The 20,767-nt window shown below is 71.2% G+C and carries 14 protein-coding genes; 9 read left to right on the top strand and 5 right to left on the bottom strand.

Annotation, left to right across the window (positions count from 1 at the left end; all coding sequences use genetic code 11):
• Positions 1–59: 59 nt before the first annotated feature.
• The gene (locus tag AB0K65_RS27350; protein WP_365721033.1) at positions 60–842 is read right to left on the bottom strand and encodes a hypothetical protein; all 783 of its coding nucleotides are present in this window, start codon (positions 840–842) and stop codon (positions 60–62) included.
• A gap of 372 nt (positions 843–1,214) precedes the next feature.
• On the opposite strand from AB0K65_RS27350, the gene AB0K65_RS27345 reads away from it, so the two are divergent.
• The 4 genes from AB0K65_RS27345 (at position 1,215) to AB0K65_RS27330 (ending at position 5,408) form a co-directional block, all read left to right on the top strand.
• Positions 1,215–1,952 (top strand): transglycosylase family protein, encoded by a 738-nt coding sequence (locus tag AB0K65_RS27345; RefSeq protein ID WP_365721031.1) that lies wholly within the window; start codon positions 1,215–1,217, stop codon positions 1,950–1,952.
• Positions 1,953–2,452: 500 nt separating this feature from the next.
• Positions 2,453–3,727: a glycosyltransferase gene (locus AB0K65_RS27340; RefSeq protein WP_365721029.1), complete on the top strand. Its 1,275-nt coding sequence runs from the start codon at positions 2,453–2,455 to the stop codon at positions 3,725–3,727.
• 175 nt (positions 3,728–3,902) lie between these two features.
• Positions 3,903–4,883 carry a YafY family protein gene (locus tag AB0K65_RS27335; protein WP_365721027.1) on the top strand — a complete coding sequence of 327 codons (981 nt, stop codon included), beginning with the start codon at positions 3,903–3,905 and terminating at the stop codon, positions 4,881–4,883.
• A 306-nt stretch (positions 4,884–5,189) separates the two neighbouring features.
• The gene (locus AB0K65_RS27330; protein WP_365721025.1) at positions 5,190–5,408 is read left to right on the top strand and encodes an I78 family peptidase inhibitor; all 219 of its coding nucleotides are present in this window, start codon (positions 5,190–5,192) and stop codon (positions 5,406–5,408) included.
• A 129-nt stretch (positions 5,409–5,537) separates the two neighbouring features.
• On the opposite strand, the gene AB0K65_RS27325 is transcribed toward AB0K65_RS27330, so the two are convergent.
• On the bottom strand, positions 5,538–6,539 hold the full coding sequence (locus tag AB0K65_RS27325; protein ID WP_365721023.1) for a phosphatase PAP2 family protein: 1,002 nt from the start codon (positions 6,537–6,539) through the stop codon (positions 5,538–5,540).
• Between the two features lie 404 nt (positions 6,540–6,943).
• On the opposite strand from AB0K65_RS27325, the gene AB0K65_RS27320 reads away from it, so the two are divergent.
• Positions 6,944–8,677, top strand: a complete 1,734-nt coding sequence (locus AB0K65_RS27320) for an MFS transporter (protein WP_365721021.1) — start codon at positions 6,944–6,946, stop codon at positions 8,675–8,677.
• Between the two features lie 173 nt (positions 8,678–8,850).
• Here the strand turns inward: AB0K65_RS27320 and AB0K65_RS27315 are convergent, their stop codons facing one another.
• Positions 8,851–9,285: a cell division protein SepF gene (locus AB0K65_RS27315; protein ID WP_365721019.1), complete on the bottom strand. Its 435-nt coding sequence runs from the start codon at positions 9,283–9,285 to the stop codon at positions 8,851–8,853.
• A gap of 322 nt (positions 9,286–9,607) precedes the next feature.
• On the opposite strand from AB0K65_RS27315, the gene AB0K65_RS27310 reads away from it, so the two are divergent.
• From AB0K65_RS27310 to AB0K65_RS27295, 4 genes are all read left to right on the top strand, one after another.
• Positions 9,608–10,888, top strand: coding sequence for a DUF5685 family protein (locus AB0K65_RS27310; RefSeq protein WP_365721017.1), 1,281 nt, complete (start codon positions 9,608–9,610; stop codon positions 10,886–10,888).
• Between the two features lie 207 nt (positions 10,889–11,095).
• Positions 11,096–11,884: a DUF1684 domain-containing protein gene (locus AB0K65_RS27305; RefSeq protein ID WP_365721015.1), complete on the top strand. Its 789-nt coding sequence runs from the start codon at positions 11,096–11,098 to the stop codon at positions 11,882–11,884.
• A gap of 164 nt (positions 11,885–12,048) precedes the next feature.
• Positions 12,049–12,918: a S1 family peptidase gene (locus tag AB0K65_RS27300; protein WP_365721013.1), complete on the top strand. Its 870-nt coding sequence runs from the start codon at positions 12,049–12,051 to the stop codon at positions 12,916–12,918.
• Between the two features lie 178 nt (positions 12,919–13,096).
• A complete protein-coding gene (locus tag AB0K65_RS27295; protein WP_365721011.1) occupies positions 13,097–13,999 on the top strand; it encodes a S1 family peptidase in 903 nt (300 codons plus the stop codon).
• A gap of 157 nt (positions 14,000–14,156) precedes the next feature.
• Here the strand turns inward: AB0K65_RS27295 and AB0K65_RS27290 are convergent, their stop codons facing one another.
• Both AB0K65_RS27290 and AB0K65_RS27285 read right to left on the bottom strand, forming a co-directional pair.
• The gene (locus AB0K65_RS27290; protein ID WP_365721009.1) at positions 14,157–14,597 is read right to left on the bottom strand and encodes a hypothetical protein; all 441 of its coding nucleotides are present in this window, start codon (positions 14,595–14,597) and stop codon (positions 14,157–14,159) included.
• 57 nt (positions 14,598–14,654) lie between these two features.
• Positions 14,655–20,767 (bottom strand): ricin-type beta-trefoil lectin domain protein (locus AB0K65_RS27285; RefSeq protein WP_365721007.1); only part of this gene is annotated, 6,113 nt, incomplete at its 5' end.

Below are 20,767 nucleotides of genomic sequence, written 5' to 3'. Positions count from 1 at the left end.
AACCGTAGGTACCCCGGGGCCGTGCCCCGCCTGTCCTAAGGCGGGACGCCCGTGCTCCCTCACGTGCCGGCCAGCGGCATCGCGGCGGCGACCAGGCGGCCGTTGGCCGCGGCCTTCTCCAGCGCGTCGCGCAGCAGGTCCTCGCGCGGCTGCTGGCCGATCGAGCCCACCGGCGCCGCGAAGACCAGGACCGTGTGCGACTTGTTCGCCGCCGCGCGCCAGCCCTCCGTGACCTGCAGCGGCTGGTGAGCCTGCCACCAGGCCGCCTGGCCGCCGCCGCCCGTTCCGGGCTGGAGCACGGAGTGCAGCTGTCCCATGGCGACCAGCACCGACCAGCCCGGCAGCGTGCCCGGCTTGCGGTTCACGTCGGAGACCGGGGCGAAGCCCTGCTCGATCAGCAGCGGCAGGAACTCGTCGCTCAGCCCGTCCGAGCCCGGACGCGCGACGGGCGCGGTCGGCTCGACGACCAGCGCCGGGTGCAGCTCGCCCTCGATCAGCACGAGACCGCTGGTGACCCCGAGAACGGCCTGCTCCGGGTGCGCGGCGGTGAGCGCGTCCGCCGCGTCCGTCGCGGCGATGGAGCGTACGGCGCCCTGCAGCTGCTCCTCGGCGACCTGGACGACCTGGGACGGGATGCAGCTGGCGTGGGCGAACGCCAGGACGGCGGTCTCCTCGCCGACGAACAGCACGGTGCTCGTGCGCTCCTGCTCGGAGTCGCCCGGCGTGCGGCAGGAGGTGCAGTCGTAGCTGCCCGGGGCGTTGTCGCCGGCGAGCAGCCGGTCGGCTTCTTCGTCGCCGATCTCGGCGCGTACGTCCTCGCTGACGTCGAGCATGCGCGGCACGGGGGGCTCCCTGGACTCGGTACGTGCGACACCGGGCGGTTCCCGGCTCGTCTCATGAAGAGTTCAACGGGAGAGGCTCGGCCGGGGTCACGCGTCGCGGGGCGCCAAGTTGCGCGTCGGCCGGTGCCTCCGACCGGGTGGGGGGCGCGCCTCGTACCGCGCGGCACGGCCACCGGAAGGGGTCGAGCTGCCTAGCCTGCAGCGATGTCGAAAATCGTATGGTGGACAGCGGGTGTGTGCTCCGCCGCCCTGCTGGCGCTGGTCCCGGCACCGGCCCGGGCGGACGGTCCTTCGCCGGGCCCCTGGGCGCCTCCGGGGGCTTCTGGGGCGCCGGGCGCGCCGGGGAAGCCGGGTGTTCCGGGAGTTCCAGGGATGCCGGGACTGCCGGGTCTGCCCGGGGTCCCTGCGGTCCCGGGTGTCCCGGGCGTCCCGGCGGTGCCGTGGGCTCCTGGCTTCCCGTGGGCCCCTGACACCTCATGGGCCCCCGGCGTTCCGTGGAATGACGGCCCGTGGGACGCCGGCGACCCGTGGGATCCCGAGAGCTCCGGGGAGTCCGACGGCCCTTGGCTCCCGGACGGTCCCGAGGGTCCCGGTGAGACGGAGCAGCCCGGCACACCGCCGGGGTCCGGCGCCCCGCCGGCGTCGGGGCCTCCGCCGGGATCGGGCGCCCCGCCCGGACAGACCGCCGCGTGCGCCAAGGACCAGTGGCCCTGGGGCTGCGTCGCCGAGTGCGAGAGCGGCGGCCGCTGGAACACCAACACGGGCAACGGCTTCTACGGCGGCCTTCAGTTCCGGCAGTCGACCTGGGCGGAGTTCGGCGGCCTGCGCCACGCCCCGCGTGCCGACCTGGCGACCCGTCAGCAACAGATCGCCGTGGCGGAAGAGGTCCTGCGCACCCAGGGATGGAGCGCCTGGCCGGTCTGCTCGAAGCGGTACGGACTGAGCGGGCGGGCTCACGTGGTCAAGCCGGGGGACACCCTCAGTTCGATCGCCCGGCGCTACGGGATCCGGGGCGGCTGGCAGGCGCTCTACGAGGCGAACCGCGCCCTGATCGGCGCGGACCCGAACCGGATCGTCACCGGGACGATGCTGAGGATCTCCCCGCTGTAGGACGACGCAGGCCGCCGGTGCCGGTGCCGGTGCCGGTGCCGGGGACGGCGAAGCCACCGGCGCCGTGGGGGCGGGTGGCGTCGACCGGGAGACCGGGGGAGGCCGCCCCTCCCCCCGAGCCGTGCGCCGGCCTCCCGTCACACGCCCTGGAACGGTCGTCCGTTGGCCGGTCGCGTCCGCCGTGGGCCGGAGGCTGTTGGGCGTCCGCCAGGCTCGGCCCGCCTCTGGCGCCTGCGCTGTGGCCCGGACGTCGAGGTCACGCGGAGCCCTGGCCGCCCGCCTCCCGTCCGCCATGCCGGACGGACCGACGCCCCGTCAGGTATCCGACAGCCGTGCTCCCCGCTCCCGTGGGCGGGGCGGCCGGGCGGCCTCCCGTACACACGGCCATCGTGCCGCGCCACCGCCCCCTGGCGCCCAGCCCACCGACCGTGAACGGCGGGGGCGGCCACGCAGTACAGTCGCCCCGACCGACCATCTGACCGGGGGGAACCGGCAGCGCGATGCGTATCTCCTTTCTGCTCCACAACGGCTACCACATCGGCGGCACGATCCGGACGACGTTCACGCTCGCCCAGGTGCTGGCCGAACGTCACGAGGTGGAGATCGTCTCCGTGTTCCGCCACCGCGACGAGCCGATCCTCGGCGTCCCGGCCGGCGTGACCCTGCGTCACCTGGTCGACCTGCGCAAGAACAGCCCCGGATACGACGGCGGGCACCCCGACTTCTCCCGGCCCGCCCGCGTCTTCCCGCGCGGCGACGGCCGGTGGAAGCAGTACAGCGCGCTCACCGACGCCCGGATCGGCGCACACCTGCGTACCGTCGAGGCCGACGTCGTGGTCGCCACGCGCCCTGGGCTCAACGTCCAGCTCGCCCGCCAGGCCCGGCGCGGCCCCGTCCTGGTCGGCCAGGAGCACCTGATCCTGGACGGTCACAGCTACCGGCTGCGCCGGGACATCGGGCACCACTACGCCCTCCTGGACGCCGTCACCACGGTCACCGAGGCCGACGCCCGCTCGTACCGCGCGCTCGCGCTGCAGGACGTACGGATCGACGCGGTGCCCAACAGCGTCCCCGCGCCGAGCGTTCCGCCGGCCGACCCCGCCGCGAAGATCGTCGTCGCGGCGGGCCGGCTGACCCCGGTCAAGCGGTACGACGTGCTCATCGACGCCTTCGCCGCGGTGGCCGCGGCCCGCCCCGACTGGAAGCTGCGGATCTACGGCACCGGGGACGCCTCCGACAACCTGAGGAAGACGCTCGCCGGCCGGATCGAGCGGCGCGGCCTCGGCGAGAACGTCTTCCTCATGGGAACGGCCCACCCGATGGAGCCGGAGTGGGCCAAGGGTTCGCTCGCCGCCGTCACCTCCCGGCGGGAGTCCTTCGGTATGACCATCGTCGAGGCGATGCGGTGTGGACTGCCGGTCGTCTCCACCGACTGCCCGCACGGCCCCCGGGAGATCATCGAGGACGGGGTGGACGGCCGTCTCGTACCGGTCGACGACGTCTCCGCGATCGCCCGGGCCCTGCTCGAACTCATCGAGGACGACGAACTGCGCGCGAAGACGGCGCGGGCCGCCCTGGCGGCGTCCGAGCGCTTCGACCCGGTCCGTATCGCCGCCCGGCACGAGGAGATCTGGACCGCGCTCCTCGCCCGGGGGGCGCGTGCCCGCGCACACGGGCGAGGCAAGGACGCCCTGCACCGCGCGGTCGGAGCGGCGGTCGACGCCGTCTACACCGCGAAGGCGAAGGCCGGAGCACTGGTCCGCCGGTTCCGCTGAGCCGGTTCTCCGCTGAGCCGGAGGCGCCGAGCCGGAGCCGACGCCCCGGCCCGGCGGCGGGCGGGACCTTCCGCCGCAGGCGCCCTCCACCGGGCCGCAGGGGTGAGGGGGCCGGAGCCGGGAGCGAGAACCTTGCGGACCGTACCTGTCCGCGACGGCTGGCAGACTCGGCCCCATGTTGGAGACCTCCGCACGACTCCTGCGTCTGCTCTCACTGCTGCAGGCCCACCGTGAATGGTCCGGTGCCGATCTCGCCGACCGGCTCGGCGTCACCCCGCGGACCGTGCGCCGGGACGTGGACCGGCTGCGCGAGCTCGGCTATCCCGTCAACGCCAGCCCGGGTACCGGGGGCGGGTACCAGCTCGGCGCGGGCGCCGAGCTGCCCCCGCTGCTCCTGGACGACGAGGAGGCCGTCGCCGTCGCCGTCGGACTGCGCACGGCCGCAGGCCAGGGCATCGAGGGCATCGGCGAGAGCTCCGTACGCGCCCTCGCCAAGCTGGAGCAGGTCCTGCCGGGCCGGCTGCGACACCGCGTCAGCGCGCTGAACGCCTTCACCGTGCCGATGCTCCGCACCCCGGCGACCCAGGTCGACCCGGCGGTCCTCACCGAGCTCGTGGCCGCCTGCCGGGACGGCGAGCGGCTCCGCTTCGAATACCGCGACCACGGCGGCGCCCCGACCCGTCGTACCGTCGAGCCCCACCGTCTGGTGTGCACCGAGCGGCGCTGGTACCTGGTCGCCTGGGACGTGGACCGGGCCGGCTGGCGTACGTTCCGGGCCGACCGGATCGACCCCAGGCCGCCCCACGGTCCGCGCTTCCCGCCCCGCGAACCGCCGGCGGAGGATCTCGCCGCCTATGTCTCTAAGGGCGTGTCCAGCGCCGCCTACGCCCTCGAGGCCACGTTCCGCCTCCATGTCCCGCTCGCCGAGGCGGCCACGGTCGTCGGGCCCATGGACGGCGTCCTGGAGGCGGACGGGGAGCACGCCTGCCTGCTTCGCACCGGCGCCCCGAACATGGACTATCTGCTGATGCACGTGGCCCTGATGGGTCTGGAGTTCGAGGTGGTCGAGCCGCCCGGCCTCGATCACCGGATGCGGACGATCAGGGACCGGATCGACCGCGCCCTGGAGCGATCCACCGCCCCCGGTGAGGGCTGATCCGGGCGCCGGAGAGAGGGCGAATGGGGCGCGGACCGCGGGTAATGCGGCCGGGCGATGTGCCCCCCGTCAATTCCGCCGGGGCGTGCACGGAACGGAATTGCCGTGTCTCTGTGCGACCTTCCATATGAGTCGCGGAATTGCTGGAGAAACGGCCGGAAACCGCCGGATCGAGTGATGATCCCGTGTCCAAACATATGTCGAGAACCTGTGACACAAGCGTGACCGGTGAGGTACATGGGGTTGTTCGGGCCTCTCGAACGCTCTGCGCTTCCGTCACCGTCCGGCGCCGCCTAACGTGAGCACATGACACCGAAGCCGACCTCTCCCGTACCTTCCGAAGACGGCTCCGCGGAGTCCTATGTGGGGCTCGACGCGGAGCGCGCCGAGCAGCTCGCCAGAGCCCGCGGCTGGGGCGTGGTGCGCTCCCTTCCGCCCGGTTCGATCATCACGATGGAGTACCTGGAAGGGCGCATCAACTTCGAGGTGGACCACGGCGCCGTGATCCGCTGCTGGCTCGGCTGACACCTTCCGGGCCGCACCGGCCGCCGCGTGCACCTGCCCGCCGACCGACAGAGGGAAGGGCCCCGGCCGAAGCCGGGGCCCTTCCGCGTGCGGTCGTGCGGTCGGCGGAGTCGCGGGCGTGCGGGGTTCTCAGCCGCCCGTGAGCGGCCGCGAGTGCCCCGGACGACGGCTGCCGGCCGGGGTGACCGGCGTGCGCTCCGAGCGCACGGCGTGCGGCCGGGAGGCGGCCAGCGGCGGAGCGAGCCGCCCCTCCCCGCGCCCGGCCGGAGCCCGGCCGGTCCGGGACCCGATGACCTCCCGTACCGGCTCCTCGGCCGCCGCGGGACGCCGCGGATACGGCGCCGGACGCGGCCCTCCGGTCGCGACGGGCAGCGAGGGCACCAGGCGGCGACGGGCCCGCAGCTGCTCGCGCACCCGGTCCCGCAGGCCGAGGACGAACGCCTCGGCCCGGCCGATCAACGGCTCGCACCAGGGCAGCGCGAGCAGGATGAGCAGGCCGGCGGCCCAGCCGAGCAGCACGTCGCTGAGCCAGTGCGTACCGAGGTAGACGGTGGTCAGGCCCACGCCCAGGGCCACCACGGCCGAGAGGGCCGACAGATAGCGTCTGGCCCGGGGAGTCGTCGCCAGATAGGCGAGGATTCCCCAGGTCACGACCGCGTTGGCGGTGTGTCCGGACGGAAATATATCGCCGCCCGCGAACAGCTCGGCCGAGCCGATCTGCGTCGCGTAGTGGGGACCGAGACGGCCGAGTCCGAGCTTGACCGCCCCGACCGTGACGTTCAGCAGCAGCAGTGCCGCGCCGAGGGTGAGCAGCGGCCGCAGCGTGTGCTGGCGCCAGGAGCGCCAGCCCAGCCAGGCCGCCACCATCACGGCCGTGGGGCCGCGCTGACCGAGGACCACGTAGTAGTCGAGGAAGGCGTGCAGCTCCGGCCATTGCTGGTAGGGACGGAAGAGCATGATCTTCCAGTCGAGGGTCACCAGCCCGGTCGACAGCAGTACGGCCACCACGATGGCGAGATAGAACGCCGACGTCCCGCCGAAGAGGGCGAGACGCGTGCGGGTCATCCGCGGGACCTCTATCTTCGGCGGTTCCGGCTCCCGGTCCAGCCGGGCAAAGATGTCGGTACGCACCCAATCGACGTTACAGGGAGTGAGTAGCGAGCCTGGTCGATCCGGTCTCTTCGTGATGACGATGTGATGTGGAGTTGGTCTCAACCGGGGGTTTTTCCCCGGCCCCGGTCTGAGAATCCGATGACCTTCGGCCCTAATGCGCGAAGCGACTTTCCGGAAGTCTGTTTGTACGCCGGGATAATGCCTCACACGCTCGTCCGCGCGGAATTCCATGCGACACGCGGCGCGGACGGAGTGGCGTACGCCACACCGCCCGGCCCGACGGGGTGAGAGCTGCACCACGCGCTCGGGCCGCGAACTCGCGTACGCTGACGGCTCACTCGCCCGTCGATGCCGGGCCGCCCCGAGGCCACGCGCCCGGCAGGCGACCGCCGAACGCGAGAGATTCCATGGGAGGTACGGACATGCAGCGGACGATCACGGCCGGAGCACGACTCCGGGCCGCGGGCGGCGGTGCCAACCGCTGGGTCGTCCTCCTCGTCCTCTGCGTCAGCCTGCTGCTGGTCGCCCTGGACGCCACGGTGCTCCACGTCGCCGTCCCCTCCCTCACGGAGGACCTGCGACCCAGCTCCACCGCGCTCCTCTGGATCGTCGACGCCTACCCCTTGATCTGCGCCTCGCTGCTGATCCTCTTCGGCACGCTCGGTGACCGGGTGGGGCGGCGCCGGGTGCTCCTGCTCGGTTACGCGCTGTTCGGAGTCGCCTCCGCGGTCGCCGCCCTGGCCACCGCTCCCGAGGTGCTCATCGGCGCCCGCGCCCTCCTCGGAGTCGGCGGCGCCATGATCATGCCGGCCACCCTGTCGATCCTCCGGGCGGTCTTCCCCGACCGGCGGGAGCGCGCCACCGCCATCGGCATCTGGACGGCGGTCGCCGCGGTCGGCGCCGCCACCGGTCCGGTGCTCGGCGGCTTCCTGGTCGAGCACTTCTGGTGGGGCTCGGTCTTCCTGATCAACATCCCGCTCATGGCGCTGATCCTCCCCGCAGGGCGCTGGCTGCTCCCCGAGTCCAAGGGGAGCGGCGACGGTCCCTGGGACGTCCTCGGGGCGCTGATGGCGGCGGCCGGAGTCCTCGGCGCGGTCCTCGGAGTCAAGCGGATCGGCGCGGGGGAGCCCCTGCTCTCCTTCGCCACGGCGGGGCCGCTGCTCCTCGGGGCGGCGCTCCTGATCCTCTTCGTACGACGGCAGCGGCGGCGCACGCACCCGCTGATCGACATGCGGCTGTTCTCCCGCGCCGCGTTCACCACCTCCGTGGGCTGCATCGTGCTCGCCATGCTGGCCCTGGTCGGCCTGGAGCTGATCGCCGTCCAGTACCTCCAGCTGGTCCTCGGCCTGAGCCCGCTGGAGACCGGGCTGCGGCTGCTGCCCCTCACCTTCGCCGCCATGGCGGCCGGTGCCACCGGCTCGTACACGCTGCGCCGGATCGGGCCGCGTCACATGGTCGGCTGGGGCTTCGTGCTCACCGCCGCGGCCGTCCTGCTGCTCGTCCTGATGGGCCAGAACGACCGGCCGCTCCTGCTCACCGTGGGTTTCGTGCTGCTCGGCTTCGGGCTGCAGACGACGCTCTTCTCGGCCTACGAGTCGATGCTGAGCGAGGCCCCGCCGGAGAGCGCGGGCGGGGCGGCGGCCATCGGGGAGACCTCCTACCAGCTCGGCGCGGGCATGGGCATCGCGCTGCTGGGCAGCGTGATGAACGCGTCGTACGCCCCCGGTCTCGCCTCCGTGCCGGGCGTCCCGGAGGCAGCGAGCCGGGCCGCGGCGAACTCGCTCGGCGAGGCCTACCAGACCGCCGACCAGCTCGGCGGCGCGGCCGGGTCGGCGCTGTACCACGCGGCTCGGCACGCCTTCGTGAACGGGCTGCACGTGACGCTCTTCGTCAGCGCGGGGCTGCTGCTGCTCGGCGCCCTGATGGCATTGCGGCTGCCCCGGGTCATGGAGTGCCCGGCGGACGCGGAGGAGGCGGCGGCCACCCTCCCGGTGCTCGCCGACGCCTGCGACGCCGTACGGGTGCCGGCCACGCGCGGACCGCTGCCCAGCGAGCCCCTCGGGCGGGGACGACACCCTGCCGGTGAGGCCGCGGGCCGCGAGCGGTTCGTCCCCGAACACGCCGAGCGGGCCGGGTCCGGACACGCAGCGCGCTGACCGGAGCGGACGTACCGGGGCGCGGACCGAGGCCGACCCGGAGAGGTGCTCACCGGGCGAGGGCGTACCGGGCCCGCTCGTGCCGCGGCGCCGGCCGAGGCCGACCCGGAGAGGTGCTCACCGGGCGAGGCGCTCACCGGTCGCACCGGATCCGGCCGCCGGGAGCACCTCGCTCAGCTCTGGTTGAAGAAACCGTCCTGCGCACGCCCGGCGGAGTCCCCGCTGACGATCTGCGTGTCGGCGGGGGTCAGCAGGAAGACCCGGGTCGCCACGCGCTCGATGGATCCGCGCAGGCCGAAGGCGAGACCCGCGGCGAAGTCCACCACCCGCTTGGCGTCGGAGGGCTCCATGGCGGTGAGGTTCACGATGACCGGAACCCCGTCGCGGAACAGCTCACCGATGCCCCGGGCGTCCCGGAAGCCGTCCGGGGAGACGGTCGCGATCCGGCGGCCCTGCTCATGCGCCGAGTCGGACGCCACCCGCACCCGCGGGTCCGTCACCCAGGCGTCGCCGTTCTCGGCACCCTCGGCGTACTCGTCGTCGTAGTAACGCTCGTCGTTGTCCTCGACGAGTCCCAGCCAGGCACTCGCCTTGCGCACCGATCCCATGGACGCCTCCTTTCAGCGCGGTCACTTGTGGTTCCGCATTCCCTATCGTGGTCCATCATGCGGATCGCGCGCCAAGTGGATAGTCGCCGCGCAGGGGATTCGTGACGGTACTGGTGCAGAACGTGAGGCCCGGTTGCTGGCGAATCGTCAGGAAACTTGCGGTATGCGGGGCCTGACGGAGGATTGCACGGGCTGCGCAACTTAAAATATGAAAGTCGGGCCGGAAGGGTGACGTGGCGGGCGTACGGGTGAACGGTCCGGCTCGATACGATGCCTGGCGCACGCGCGCAGGACACCTGCGCACGACTCACGGGGGAGTCTCTTGTTCGGAATCGTCAGGCCATGCACCCACCGTCTCACCGACGGCCTCAAGACGGAGTGGATGGCCCATCTCTGCGGCCTCTGCCTGGCCCTTCGGGCCGACCACGGCCAGTTCGCGCGGGTGGTGACCAACTACGACGGCCTCATCGTCTCGGTCCTGACGGAGGCTCAGACGGGGGCGCGGACCGGCGCGGTGCCCGGCGGTCGGCGCACGGCGGGGCCCTGCCCCCTGCGCCAGATGAAGCGGGCCCCCGTCGCCCACGGTGAGGGGGCCCGACTCGCCGCCACGGTGTCCCTGGTGCTCGCCTCGGCGAAGGTCCGCGACCACGTCGCGGACCGCGACGGGCTGTTGGCCCGCCGCCCGGTCGCCGCCGCGGCCCGCCGCGTCGCGAGGTCATGGGACCTCGCGGGCGCCCGCACCGGCCGTGAGATCGGCTTCGACACGGACGTCCTGGTGGACGCGGTGGACCGGCAGGGCGGCATCGAGTCCCTGGCCGGCCCCGGCACGTCGCTCCTGGTCGTGACCGAACCGACCGAGACGGCCACCGCGGCCGCCTTCGCCCACACCGCCGCCCTGGCCGGCCGGCCGGGGAACGCGGCGCCGCTGGCCGAGGCCGGTCGGCTCTTCGGACGCCTCGCCCACCTCCTGGACGCCGTGGAGGACAAGGAGACCGACGCCGCGTCGGGTGCCTGGAACCCGCTCACCGCCACGGGCACCTCCCTGGCGGAGGCCCGGCGCCTCGCGGACGACGCGCTGCACGGGATACGCCTGGCGCTGCGGGACACGGAGTTCGTCGACGGCACGCTGGCGCACATGCTCCTGGCGCACGAACTGCGCAACTCGGTGGACCGCGCGTTCGGGACGACGACCTGCGCTCACGGCACTCCGGGCCCGGGGCAGGGCAATCCGTACGGGAACGGCGGCGCGCAGGGCGGCGGGAACCCGTACGGGAACGGGGGCGGGAACCCGTACGGGAACGGAGGCGGGAACCCGTACGGCGGGAATCCTTACGGAGGCGGGGCCGGGGGCCCGGGCGGCCCGGGGGGATACGGCGGGCCGCCGCCGCAGTTCGGCGGGGGCGGCGGGCCGCAGCGCCCGAAGCCGCGCGGCTTCCTCGCCGGCTGCGCCGCCTTCACCTGGCTGTTCTGCACCTGCCAGCTCTGCTGCGCGAAGGAGTACGAGGGCCCGTGGTCCCGGAAGAAGCGCAAGGGCTGCTGCCGCAACGAGGACGGCTGCGACTGCGCCTGCGAGGGCTGTGACTGCTGCGGGTGCGACTGCTGACACCCCGTCGTCGTCCGCGCGGCCGAGCGGAGCCGGGCCGGGACGGGCCGAGTTCCGGTCGGGACGATCCGGGACGGTCGCCTTCCGGCCGAGCCGAGCCGGATCCGCTCGGGCCCGGCCCGGCCGCGGTCTTCCGTACGGGGTACTCCGGCGCGACGCCACGGCCGGCTCGCCGGGTTGTCCGGCCCGTGTGGAAGGGTGGAACCCATGAGCACGGACCCCCAAGCGGACTGGCGTCACTGGCACGAGCAGCGCGTCGCCGCGGTCGCGTCGTCGTACGGACCGCTCTCCCTCGCGGGCACGTACTGGCTCTCCGACTATCCGGACGGGCGAATTCCGGCCGTTCCGGGGCTGTGGCGGGCGGACGGCGACGAGGTGACCCTCACAGCGGGTGCCGAGGACGCCGTCACCGTCGACGGCAAGCCGCTGATCGGCACCGTCCGGCTCACCGCGGACCACTCCCCGGTCCACGAGTCCCGCGCCGAGTCCGCGGGGCGGCGGCTGGTCCTTCTGCGCCGCGAAGGGGACTGGGCGGTACGGGACTTCGACCCGGAGTCGCACACCCGCCGGTCCTTCCGGGGCATCGAGGCGACACCCTACGACGAGCGCTGGGTGGTACCCGGCACGTTCCGCGCGTACGAGCGGGCCCGCAGCGTCCGGGTGGAGAACGCGGACGGCAGGGAGCGCGGGCTCCACCTCGCCGGCGACCTCGCCTTCGAGCTCCACGGCGCCGAGCACGTCCTCCAGGTCGCGGTCGAGGACGACGGCACCCTCTGGGCGGTCTTCGCGGACGCCACCAGCGGCCGGGACAGCTACCGCTTCCGTTTCCTGCGCCCCGCCGCCCCGGCCGAGGACGGCTCGGTGACGGTGGACTTCAACCGGGCGCTGCTGCCGCCGTGCGCCTTCGTCGACCACTTCATCTGCCCCTTCCCGCCGCCGGGCAACACCCTCGACACGGCGGTCCCGGCGGGGGAGAGGCGCGTGAGCGGGGCCTGAGGAGGACAGCTTCGGCCGGGCGGGCGGGACGTCCCGTTCGGTGTGCGGTCTTGTGCGTCCGTCATGCGGGGGTCACTATCGCAGCGGTGCATGTCAGGAACACGCCATACATCCGCACCGCGCCCGTCACCCACGGGCCGCTCCGCCTTACCGGAAGGAGCTCAGTGAAGAGACCGGCAAGACTCAAGCACACCGGCCGCGTACTCGCCGTCGCGGCGGCCTTCGTGGCCACCACCGCCCTCGCTCTGCCGGGCGCCCAGGCATCGCCCGCCCCCGCGCCCGCCGGTGCCACCCAGCTCGCCCGCGCCGACGCCGCCGTCCTCAAGGCCGACGTCGGAGGCACCGCCTGGTACGTGGACCGGGCCTCCGGCCGCGTCGTCGTCACCGCCGACTCCACCGTCTCCGACGCCGGCATCGCCAGAATCCGGCAGGCCGCCGGAGCCGACGCCGACGCTCTCTCCATCCGGCGCACCCCGGGCGTGTTCACGCCCCTGCTCGGAGCGGGTGACGCGATCTACGGCAACGGCTACCGCTGCTCGCTCGGCTTCAACGTCCGCAGCGGCTCGACGTACTACTTCCTCACCGCCGGCCACTGCGGCAACGTCGTGAAGACCTGGTACGCCGACTCCGCCCAGTCGACGCTGATCGGGGCCACCACCGGCTCCAGTTTCCCCGGCAACGACTACGCCCTGGTCCGCTACGACAACACCTCCCTCGCCCACCCCGGCGGGTTCACCGCGGCCGACGCCTACGTCGGAGAGCCCGTCAAGCGCTCCGGCTCCACCACCGGCACCCGCAGCGGCACCGTCACCGGCCTGAACGCCACCGTGCGCTACTCCGGAGGCGGCACCGTGCGCGGCATGATCCAGACCAACGTCTGCGCCGAACCGGGAGACTCCGGGGGCGCCCTGTACGACGGCACCAAGGCGCTCGGCATCACCTCGGGCGGCAGCGGCAACTGCTCCAGCGGTGGCACGACGTTCTACCAGCCGGTGCCCGAAGCCCTCGCCAAGTACAAGGTCAGCCTGTACTGAGGCACCGCACCGAGACGGTCTCCCCGCACGGTAGTTGAGCGTCGTACGGCCGAAAGGCGCCCTTGCGGCGCCGGCCCGGACGGGCCGAGACTCCCCCACAGCGCCGGCCCCCCGGGTCGCGCCTCACGGGTCCGGCACCCCACTGCGGACCCCCGATTCCCCTCTGGAGGAACGAGAAGTGAGGATCAAGCGCACCACCCCCCTCAAGGCCACCGCGAGACGAACCCGCCTCCTCGCCGTCACCACCGGGCTCGTCGCCGCGGCGGCACTCGCCGTCCCCACCGCGAGCGCCGACACCGCCCGGACGTTCAGCGCCACCCAGCTCTCCGCCGCGGGCGACGCGGTCCTGGCCGCCGACGTCGCGGGCACCGCCTGGCACGTCGACCAGGCCACCAGGACGCTCGTCGTCACCGCCGACTCCACCGTCTCCGCGGCGGAGATAGCCAAGATCAAGCGCCAGGCGGGGGCCAACGCCGGCGCGATACGCGTCGAGCGCACCCCGGGCACGTTCAACAAGCTGATCTCCGGCGGCGACGCGATCTACGCCACCAGCTGGCGCTGCTCGCTCGGCTTCAACGTCCGCGACAGCGCGGGCAACTACTACTTCCTGACCGCCGGTCACTGCACCGACGGCGCCGGAACCTGGTACTCCAACTCCGGACGCACCACCGTCCTCGGCTCCACCTCGGGCTCCAGCTTCCCGAACAACGACTACGGCATCGTCCGCTACACCAACAGCTCCGTCACGAAGTCCGGCACGGTCGGCAACGTGGACATCACCAGCGCCGCCAACGCCACCGTCGGCATGTCCGTGACCCGCCGCGGCTCCACCACCGGCACCCACAGCGGCTCGGTCACCGGCCTCAACGCCACCGTCAACTACGGCGGCGGGGACATCGTCTACGGCATGATCCGCACCAACGTCTGCGCCGAACCGGGCGACTCCGGCGGCCCGCTCTACTCCGGCGGCCGCGCGATCGGCCTCACCTCCGGCGGCAGCGGCAACTGCTCCTCGGGCGGCACGACGTTCTTCCAGCCGGTCACGGAGGCGCTGAACGCGTACGGGGTCAGCGTCTACTAGGCGAAGGCCGCGATCCGCACCGGGACGGGAACTGGCGTGGCCCGAACGGGCTGACGTAAGTCTCAAGTTCCCCTCCCCCCGGACGACGAAATGGCCCCACCGGGCACACACCCGGTGGGGCCACTCATTTCATGCCGATTGTCAGCTCGGCCGACTGCTAGGCACCGTCACTCCGCTCGGAGCGTTGACGACGGTTCTCGGCGAAGGTCTCGTCGAGGAGGCCCCGCAGTCTCGATTCGTCGGCGGCGTCCCAGTACTTCACCGAGCGCCAGCGCTCCGAGTCGTAGTCGTCGTGCCACTGCCATGGGCTGACCAGGGCCCACAGGGCGTTCCAGGAGATCCTGACCTGCTGGCGGAGCAGCAGCACATTGTCGTCGGCGGCGGACTCCAGGAAGGACACCGAGTGCCGGAGCGTTCCGGTCAGGTGCAGCACAGCGGCTCCGACGGATCGCGCCAGCTGGCGCTCGTCGGATCCCTTCTCCGCACCTGCGAGCCGTGACGTCCGCGCATGCAGGAACGCTTCCACGTTGTCGACATCGCGAAGCGCGATGTCCCTTCCGTAAACCAGAGCCGCACCCGCATCCTGTGCCTTCGCCACGGCCTTCACCTCCTTTGTCCCTTGCTGTGGTCCCCTGCCCTGTGGCAGGGGATCCGGTCAGTCTCTCTCCCAGATCGGTTCGTCGTAATCGATGTCGATCTCCCCGAACTCGTCGGTCCGCCATACTCTGCGCACGTGCTGCCAGGGAATGCCTCCGTCGAAGGCGATCTCTCGCTCGTGCGGATTCGGACTCCTGTCACCGAGCGTCGCGTTGACGTCGATGGCGTTCGGCACGTCCCGGTCGATCTCGTAGAGGTACCTGGGGTTGGTACCCACCGAGGGGAAGGTGACTGCCGTCTGCCAGTTCTCGGAGGTTCCCACGTAGCGGCTGTGATTACGCGTCTGATCCGCGTAGTCGTACAGCGACACGTCCGAGTTCGGGTCCTGCGGCTGGAAGCCACCCGCCGCCTGGATCTCGTCGGGGGAGCGTGCGTCGCCCCGGTACACCGAGTCGCAGTTGTGGACCAGGACCGCGGTGGTGTCCGCCACCACGTAATACGTGTGGACATCGGACACGGTGAGGTTGTGGACCGTGGCGAGCGAAGCGGTCCAGCGCTCGACCGAGGCGACCTGGACGTAGCCTCCCGCACTGGTCCGGAGCCACTGTCCGGCCTCCAGGTCGGTGGCCTTGATCCAGGCACGCAGGGCCGGTACCCACACGGGGTGGCCGTCGGTCGCAGTGACCTGGGCCGTCTTCGAGCCTGCCGTACCGTCGGTGTCGACCGTGATTCTGACCAGGTGCTTAAGGCCCTGTCCCTTGATCTCGGCGGTCACCGTCTCGGGGCGGGTCTCCCCAGTCTCCGGGTCGGTCGAGACGACCTTGTCACCGGCCCCGACCTGCTCGATCGCCTTGGTGGAACCGTCGGCCATCAGTACCTTCGTGCCGGGCACGAAGCTGTTGCAGGTCTCACCGTTCCCGGTCCTGCCCGAGCCACCGCTGCCGCTGCTGCCGCCCTTGTTCCTGGACGAACCGCCGCTGCTGCCTCCGGGCTTGCCGGCGCTGGACTTGCCGCTGCCTCCACCCTTGCTCTTGCCGCCGGTAACCGATGAGGACTTCGGCGCGGCCTTGGCCTGGGACCGCTTCTGGACCGGGTTACCGGTCTTCTTCTTCGCAGCAGCCGCGGCGTCGGCCTTTCTCTTGGCCTGTTCGGCTGCCTTCTTCTTGGCTCTCTGCGCGGCCTCCTTCTTGGCCTTCTCGATGGCGGCCTTCTTGGCTCGCAAGGCTGCGGCCTCGGCGGCCTTGGCCGCCTTGAGGACGGCCTCCGCAGCCTTCTTGGCGGCCTTGAAGGCCTGGATGGCGTCGATGGTGCGGTTGACGGCCTTGAGGACTGACGGGATCTTGCCGAGCTTGGTCCACGGGATGGCCCCGATGATCAGGCTGCCGCATGACCACATGTCGCCACCGAAGCAGGCCATGGCGTCGTTGATGCCGATGAAGTCCTTGAGCGTCTCCCAGGCCACGGCGAGGATCACCGAGGTCAGGGACTTGCCCATGGTGGACTGCGCCTGCGCGACCTGCGCAGCGGACAGACCCGCGCCCGCGAGCGCGGCCGCTTTCTCCGAGGCGGTCAGGACGATCGACAGACCCGTCGGGTCCGCGTGAGTGACCGGGTTGTTGTGCGCGTAGGCGTACCCGTTCGACTGGAGGAGGTCGTTCAGGTCGAGCACCGGGTCAGCGGACAGGAACCTGCCCACGGCAGGGTCGTAGAGACGCGCGCCCAGCGGCTGGTAGCCGGAGGCGTCGTCCCGCGTCTTGCCCAGGAACCCGGTGTGTGCCTGCAGGTTGGCGGCTGTCTTGCCCCGCTCGTTGCCAAACGGGTCCTGCTTGCGGATTCGGACGGCCTGGGAGCCGTACAGCGCGACCTCGGCGTAGGTCGAGCCCTGCTGGTCGCCGGTGACGGCGACGAGGGTTTCCGCGCCGGTGCCGTAGGCGTAGCGCATGACCGCGCCGCCGGCGACGGCGTAGGTGCGCTGGCTGTTGACCAGGACGCCGCCCTGCTGGACGGTCACCTCCGCCTCGTCGAGGTACAGCGTGGCCTGCTTGCCCTTGATCTTCAGCAGACGATCACCGTCGGGGCCGTAGATGTGACGGGTGTCGTTCTGCGGCGACCACAGCTGGGCGGCGGAAGCACCGTCGCAGGTGGCCAGGACGATCGCGGTACCGCTGGCGGAGTTGCCGTCCTTGACCGCCACGCAGAGGCCCGACGCGATGTGCGTCAGCTGCCCGGCCGTGTTCCGCTTCAGCTCCTGAGCGGTCGAACCGTCACACCTTTGGATCTGCAGCGCCGATCCAGAGGTGTTGGCGGCCGGCTGGAGGCACCAAGTGTCGTAGACCGAGAGCGTGCCCTTGCTTGGGTCGGTCTGCGGCGCCGCGCTGGTTCCCGGGGTCGGGGTGAACTTCCAGTTCTGCGGCCCCGTGGTGTTGCAGCTGTAGAGCTGGATTGGCTGACCGGACACGCCCTGCCCGGACTTCAGGTCGATGCACTTGTCCGCCAGGCCCACGTACGGAGTCTTGCCGCCCGTGCCCTGACCGGTGATCCGGTCCACCTTGCCGTCGTGCGTCCAGGTCAGCGACTGCTTGTCGCCGTTCTCGATCGACGTCACGGACTTGGTCTCGCCGGTGAGCTCGTACAGACGCTCCGCCTCCGCCTTGACCTGCGCACCCGAAGGAGCGCTGTAGGTCTTGGAGACCTTGGTCAAGGTGCGGGGCTGGGTCTTGGCCGCGCCCACACCATAGGTATAGGTGGCGGTGGCGTCCTTGGCCGTCGTGCCGGTGAGGTCCTTCTCGGTCAGCTTCGTACGGTTGCCGAGCAGGTCGTACTCGTACTCGTGCCAGTAGCCGGAGCTGTCCGTCCCGGCCGCCACGTTCAGCGAGCCGTCACCGTTCTTCGGCGCGGTGCACGCCGCCTGGTCCTTCGAGGTCCATGCCGTCTTCAGCTGACCCAGCGGATCGTAGGTGAAGCACTGACGCTCCTCGATCCCGGTGGCGTGCTCACGGATGCCCGTGACGTTGCCCGACGGGTCGTAGGTGTACGAGCGGTTCGAGACCAGGTTGCCCGAGACCACTGAGTTGTCCGCGCCCTCACCCGACTTCTCGCGGTAGACGAGCTGCTCCTTCAGCTCACCACTGGACTCGTCGAACGAGTTCTGCGTCCAGACCCGGTACGGCTGAGCGCCCAGGGTGGAGCGCACGACCTGGCCGTAGGGGGAGTAGACGGTCTCCGAGCCGTACCAGTCCTTGCCGGACAGGGTGAGCGGCATGCCCTCGCTGTTGTAGCGCACGACCAGCTTCTCGGCATCGAACCGGCCGACCGCCGGCACCGTCGCCTCGTCGAGGAGACCGGTGTCCGAGTACTTGTAGTCGTAGGTGTACGAGGTCTGCAGTCCCCAGGTCGAAGCCAGCGAGGATGGCAGGGTCAGCGTGTTCGAGGTTGGGGCGTAGTCCTTGGTGTAGCCGTTGATCTTCTTCGTGTACGCCAGGCCGTCGGTGTAGCGGGTGGCGGTGGCGGGCATGCCCTTGCCGCCGGGGACGGTGTCGTAGGTGAAGTCGGCCAGCAGCGTGCCGTTCGCGTCGTTCAGGCGCTGCTGCTTCGGCCGGGACAGCTCGTCGTAGCTGTTCCAGATCTTGACGCCACGCGCATTCGTGCTGGTCAGCACTCGGTCACGGTCGTCGTACGTCGTCCGCAGGGTGCCGGTGTCGGGGTCGGTCGCGCTCTCCTGGCGACCGCGCCGGTCGTAGGTCCACGACCACGGGTGAGTCGGGTCGGCCGAGTTGGTCGCCTTCACCAGCATGCCGCGCGGGTCGTACTGGTAGCTCATCGACGTGAAGCCGCCAGGAGCCGCCGGGTTGAACGTGTCGACCCGAGAGGTCCTGCCGAGGGCGTCGGTGTAGACCCGGTAGGACGAGGTGCCCTGCGGGTTGACGACCTTCGACCAGTCCTGACCGTACTCGTACTTAGTGGCCCGGTCCTCGTATGCCTTGGAGGAGGCTTCCTTGGTGACCGGGTCGACGTACTTCATGTACGGCGTTTCCTGCACCACGCGGCCGAGGCCGTCGTAGGCGTAGCGGGTGATGTTGGGGATTGCGGTGTCGGCGAGCGGGGTGAAGAGTTCGCCGGGCTTGGCGTCCTCGGTGAGGTAGGCGTTGTTGGTCTGGTAGACCTCGCCGGCGCTGTTGTACAGCGTGTCGGTGATGAGGTGCCCCGTACCGCCGGTGGCCTCTTCCTGGGTCTGCCTCTCACGGCCGAGGCCGTCATAGAGGGTGACCGAGGTCTCGATCTTGTCCTCGTGCCCCCGTGCGTACGTGGTGACGTACGGAGGCTTGCGGATTTCGCGCTCGGCGTCTTCCGGGTCCACCTCCGGCTTGGGGATGGTGTACTCGGCGCGAAAGTCCGGGACCGCTCCCGCAGCGGGGGTGCGGCCCGGTGCCCAGGACTCAGAGAGACGGCCCAGCGGGTCGTACTTTGCCTCGCCGACGTGACCGTTCGTGTCAGTGGTCTTCAGCGTCACCGCACGGCCGGGCTCGATTTCCTGGATCTGGTTGTGCCCCAATGCGTTGGTCTGGGTGATCTTGAAGACCTGGCCCGTGGGCGGATCGAAGGTGACAGTGGCGAACTTCCCGTCGGGATCCGTCTGCCGGATCACTCGACCGATGGCGTCGAACGTGCTCGTTCCCGCGCTCTGGAAGGCCGTACCGGTGCCGTTCAGGGACCAGGACTCGGTGGCCAGACCACGGGAGGATGCGGCGAGCGCCGTGCCGTACGCCGTGCCGTCGTAGGACGTCCGGCTGGCACCGCTGAGGGTCGTCAGGTCGGCCCAGTCGGCGGCTGTGCAGAGCGTCGGGGAGACCAGGACTTGCTTGGACAAACCGATCAGGTGCTTGTCGGTCTGGTTCAGGTACTCCGTCTTGGTGCAGGACTCGTCGCCGGTCTTGCCGGTGTCACCAAGGGACTCGACGAGTGTGGGCAGGCCGTGGGTCGGCTCGTAGGTCGTCTTGGTGCGGACCTCGCGCTGGGTACGAGGGTCGTCGGTGTTGGTGCCGGAGGACTTGGTGTAGGCGATTTCCTCGGGTTCGGTGACGCGCCAGGCCTTGAGGTCGGTGAGGCCGTCCTCGCGGTCGCGCTTGCCGAGCTCGGTGGCCACGGGGATGGTGACGGAGCGGGTCAGCCAATCGGTGTCGGCCTTGTCCGCGCTGGAGTAGGACAACTCTTCGGCGATGCGGCCGGCGAACGGCTCGCGGTCGTAGACGGTCGAGCCGTCGGAGGTCTTGATGACGTTGCCGTGGACGTCCTTGACCGGGACGCTGTCGCCCATGCCTCGGTAGAAGCGGGTGACCGCCTTGGTCCGGGGGCTGTCCAGGCCGGGGGTGTTCTCGCCCGTGGAGCCCTCGCCGCTGTCCACGTCCGACGGCTTGGGGCCGGTGAGGACGGTGGTCTGCTCGAAGCCCGCGAACTGGGAGTAGGTGCGCGTGGACTTCTTGGTGAACTCGGCCTCGGCGAGCTTCCAGCCGGCGTTCTTGTACTCGTAGAACGTCTTGGTGCCGTAGGAGCCGGCGACGTTCGGGAGCTCCTCGATCGACTCGACCACGTACTTGTGGAACCAGTCGATGTCCTCGACCTCGGGGTCGGGGTTCCAGTACGTGGGGTAGCACAGGCGGGTGTTGGCCTTGAGAGCGGCCGTGTCAGTCTTCGCCGGAAGGCCCACACCGGTGGCGCACTGGCCCTCGGCCGGCTTGTAGGTGACGACGGTCTCGCCGCCGTACTCGTTGATCACACGGTCGATCCGCAGACGGGAGAAGCCCGGACGAGGATCGCTCGTGCCGCGCATGACGCGGTTGGGCATGTCCTCGGCGTTGGACTCGAAACGCACCGAGTTCAGCGTGACGCTCGCGTCGGTGGAGCCGTTACGGGCATAACCGGTGCGGGAGATCGACTCCAGCCACAGGGCGGTGTTCACGCCGGTCTTCAGAGCCGCGAAGTTCTGGTTGAGCTTGTACTCGTCGACGACCTGACGCGCGGTGGTGTCGGTGCGGCGCTGGGCGGAGGTGGTGATCTTGTCCAGGCGCTTGCGGGACCAGAACGTCGGTCCGGCGTTCCAGCACTTCTGCTTGTACGTGGTCGTGACGGCCGCGCAGCGCAGGTCGGCCGGGGTGTCGTACCAGATGCGGTACT

This window comes from Streptomyces sp. NPDC053755 (assembly GCF_040677675.1).
Lineage (GTDB): Bacteria > Actinomycetota > Actinomycetes > Streptomycetales > Streptomycetaceae > Streptomyces.
Note: the sequence above shows the minus strand (reverse complement) of the source record. Positions and strands in the feature narration are given on the sequence as shown.

Coding starts and splice junctions, on each gene's coding strand:
- AB0K65_RS27305 (WP_365721015.1), top strand. CDS start 11,096: ATGAGCACGGACCCCCAAGCGGACTGGCGTCACTGGCACGAGCAGCGC.
- AB0K65_RS27330 (WP_365721025.1), top strand. CDS start 5,190: ATGACACCGAAGCCGACCTCTCCCGTACCTTCCGAAGACGGCTCCGCG.
- AB0K65_RS27320 (WP_365721021.1), top strand. CDS start 6,944: ATGCAGCGGACGATCACGGCCGGAGCACGACTCCGGGCCGCGGGCGGC.
- AB0K65_RS27345 (WP_365721031.1), top strand. CDS start 1,215: ATGCCGGGACTGCCGGGTCTGCCCGGGGTCCCTGCGGTCCCGGGTGTC.
- AB0K65_RS27315 (WP_365721019.1), bottom strand. CDS start 9,285: ATGGGATCGGTGCGCAAGGCGAGTGCCTGGCTGGGACTCGTCGAGGAC.
- AB0K65_RS27340 (WP_365721029.1), top strand. CDS start 2,453: ATGCGTATCTCCTTTCTGCTCCACAACGGCTACCACATCGGCGGCACG.
- AB0K65_RS27335 (WP_365721027.1), top strand. CDS start 3,903: ATGTTGGAGACCTCCGCACGACTCCTGCGTCTGCTCTCACTGCTGCAG.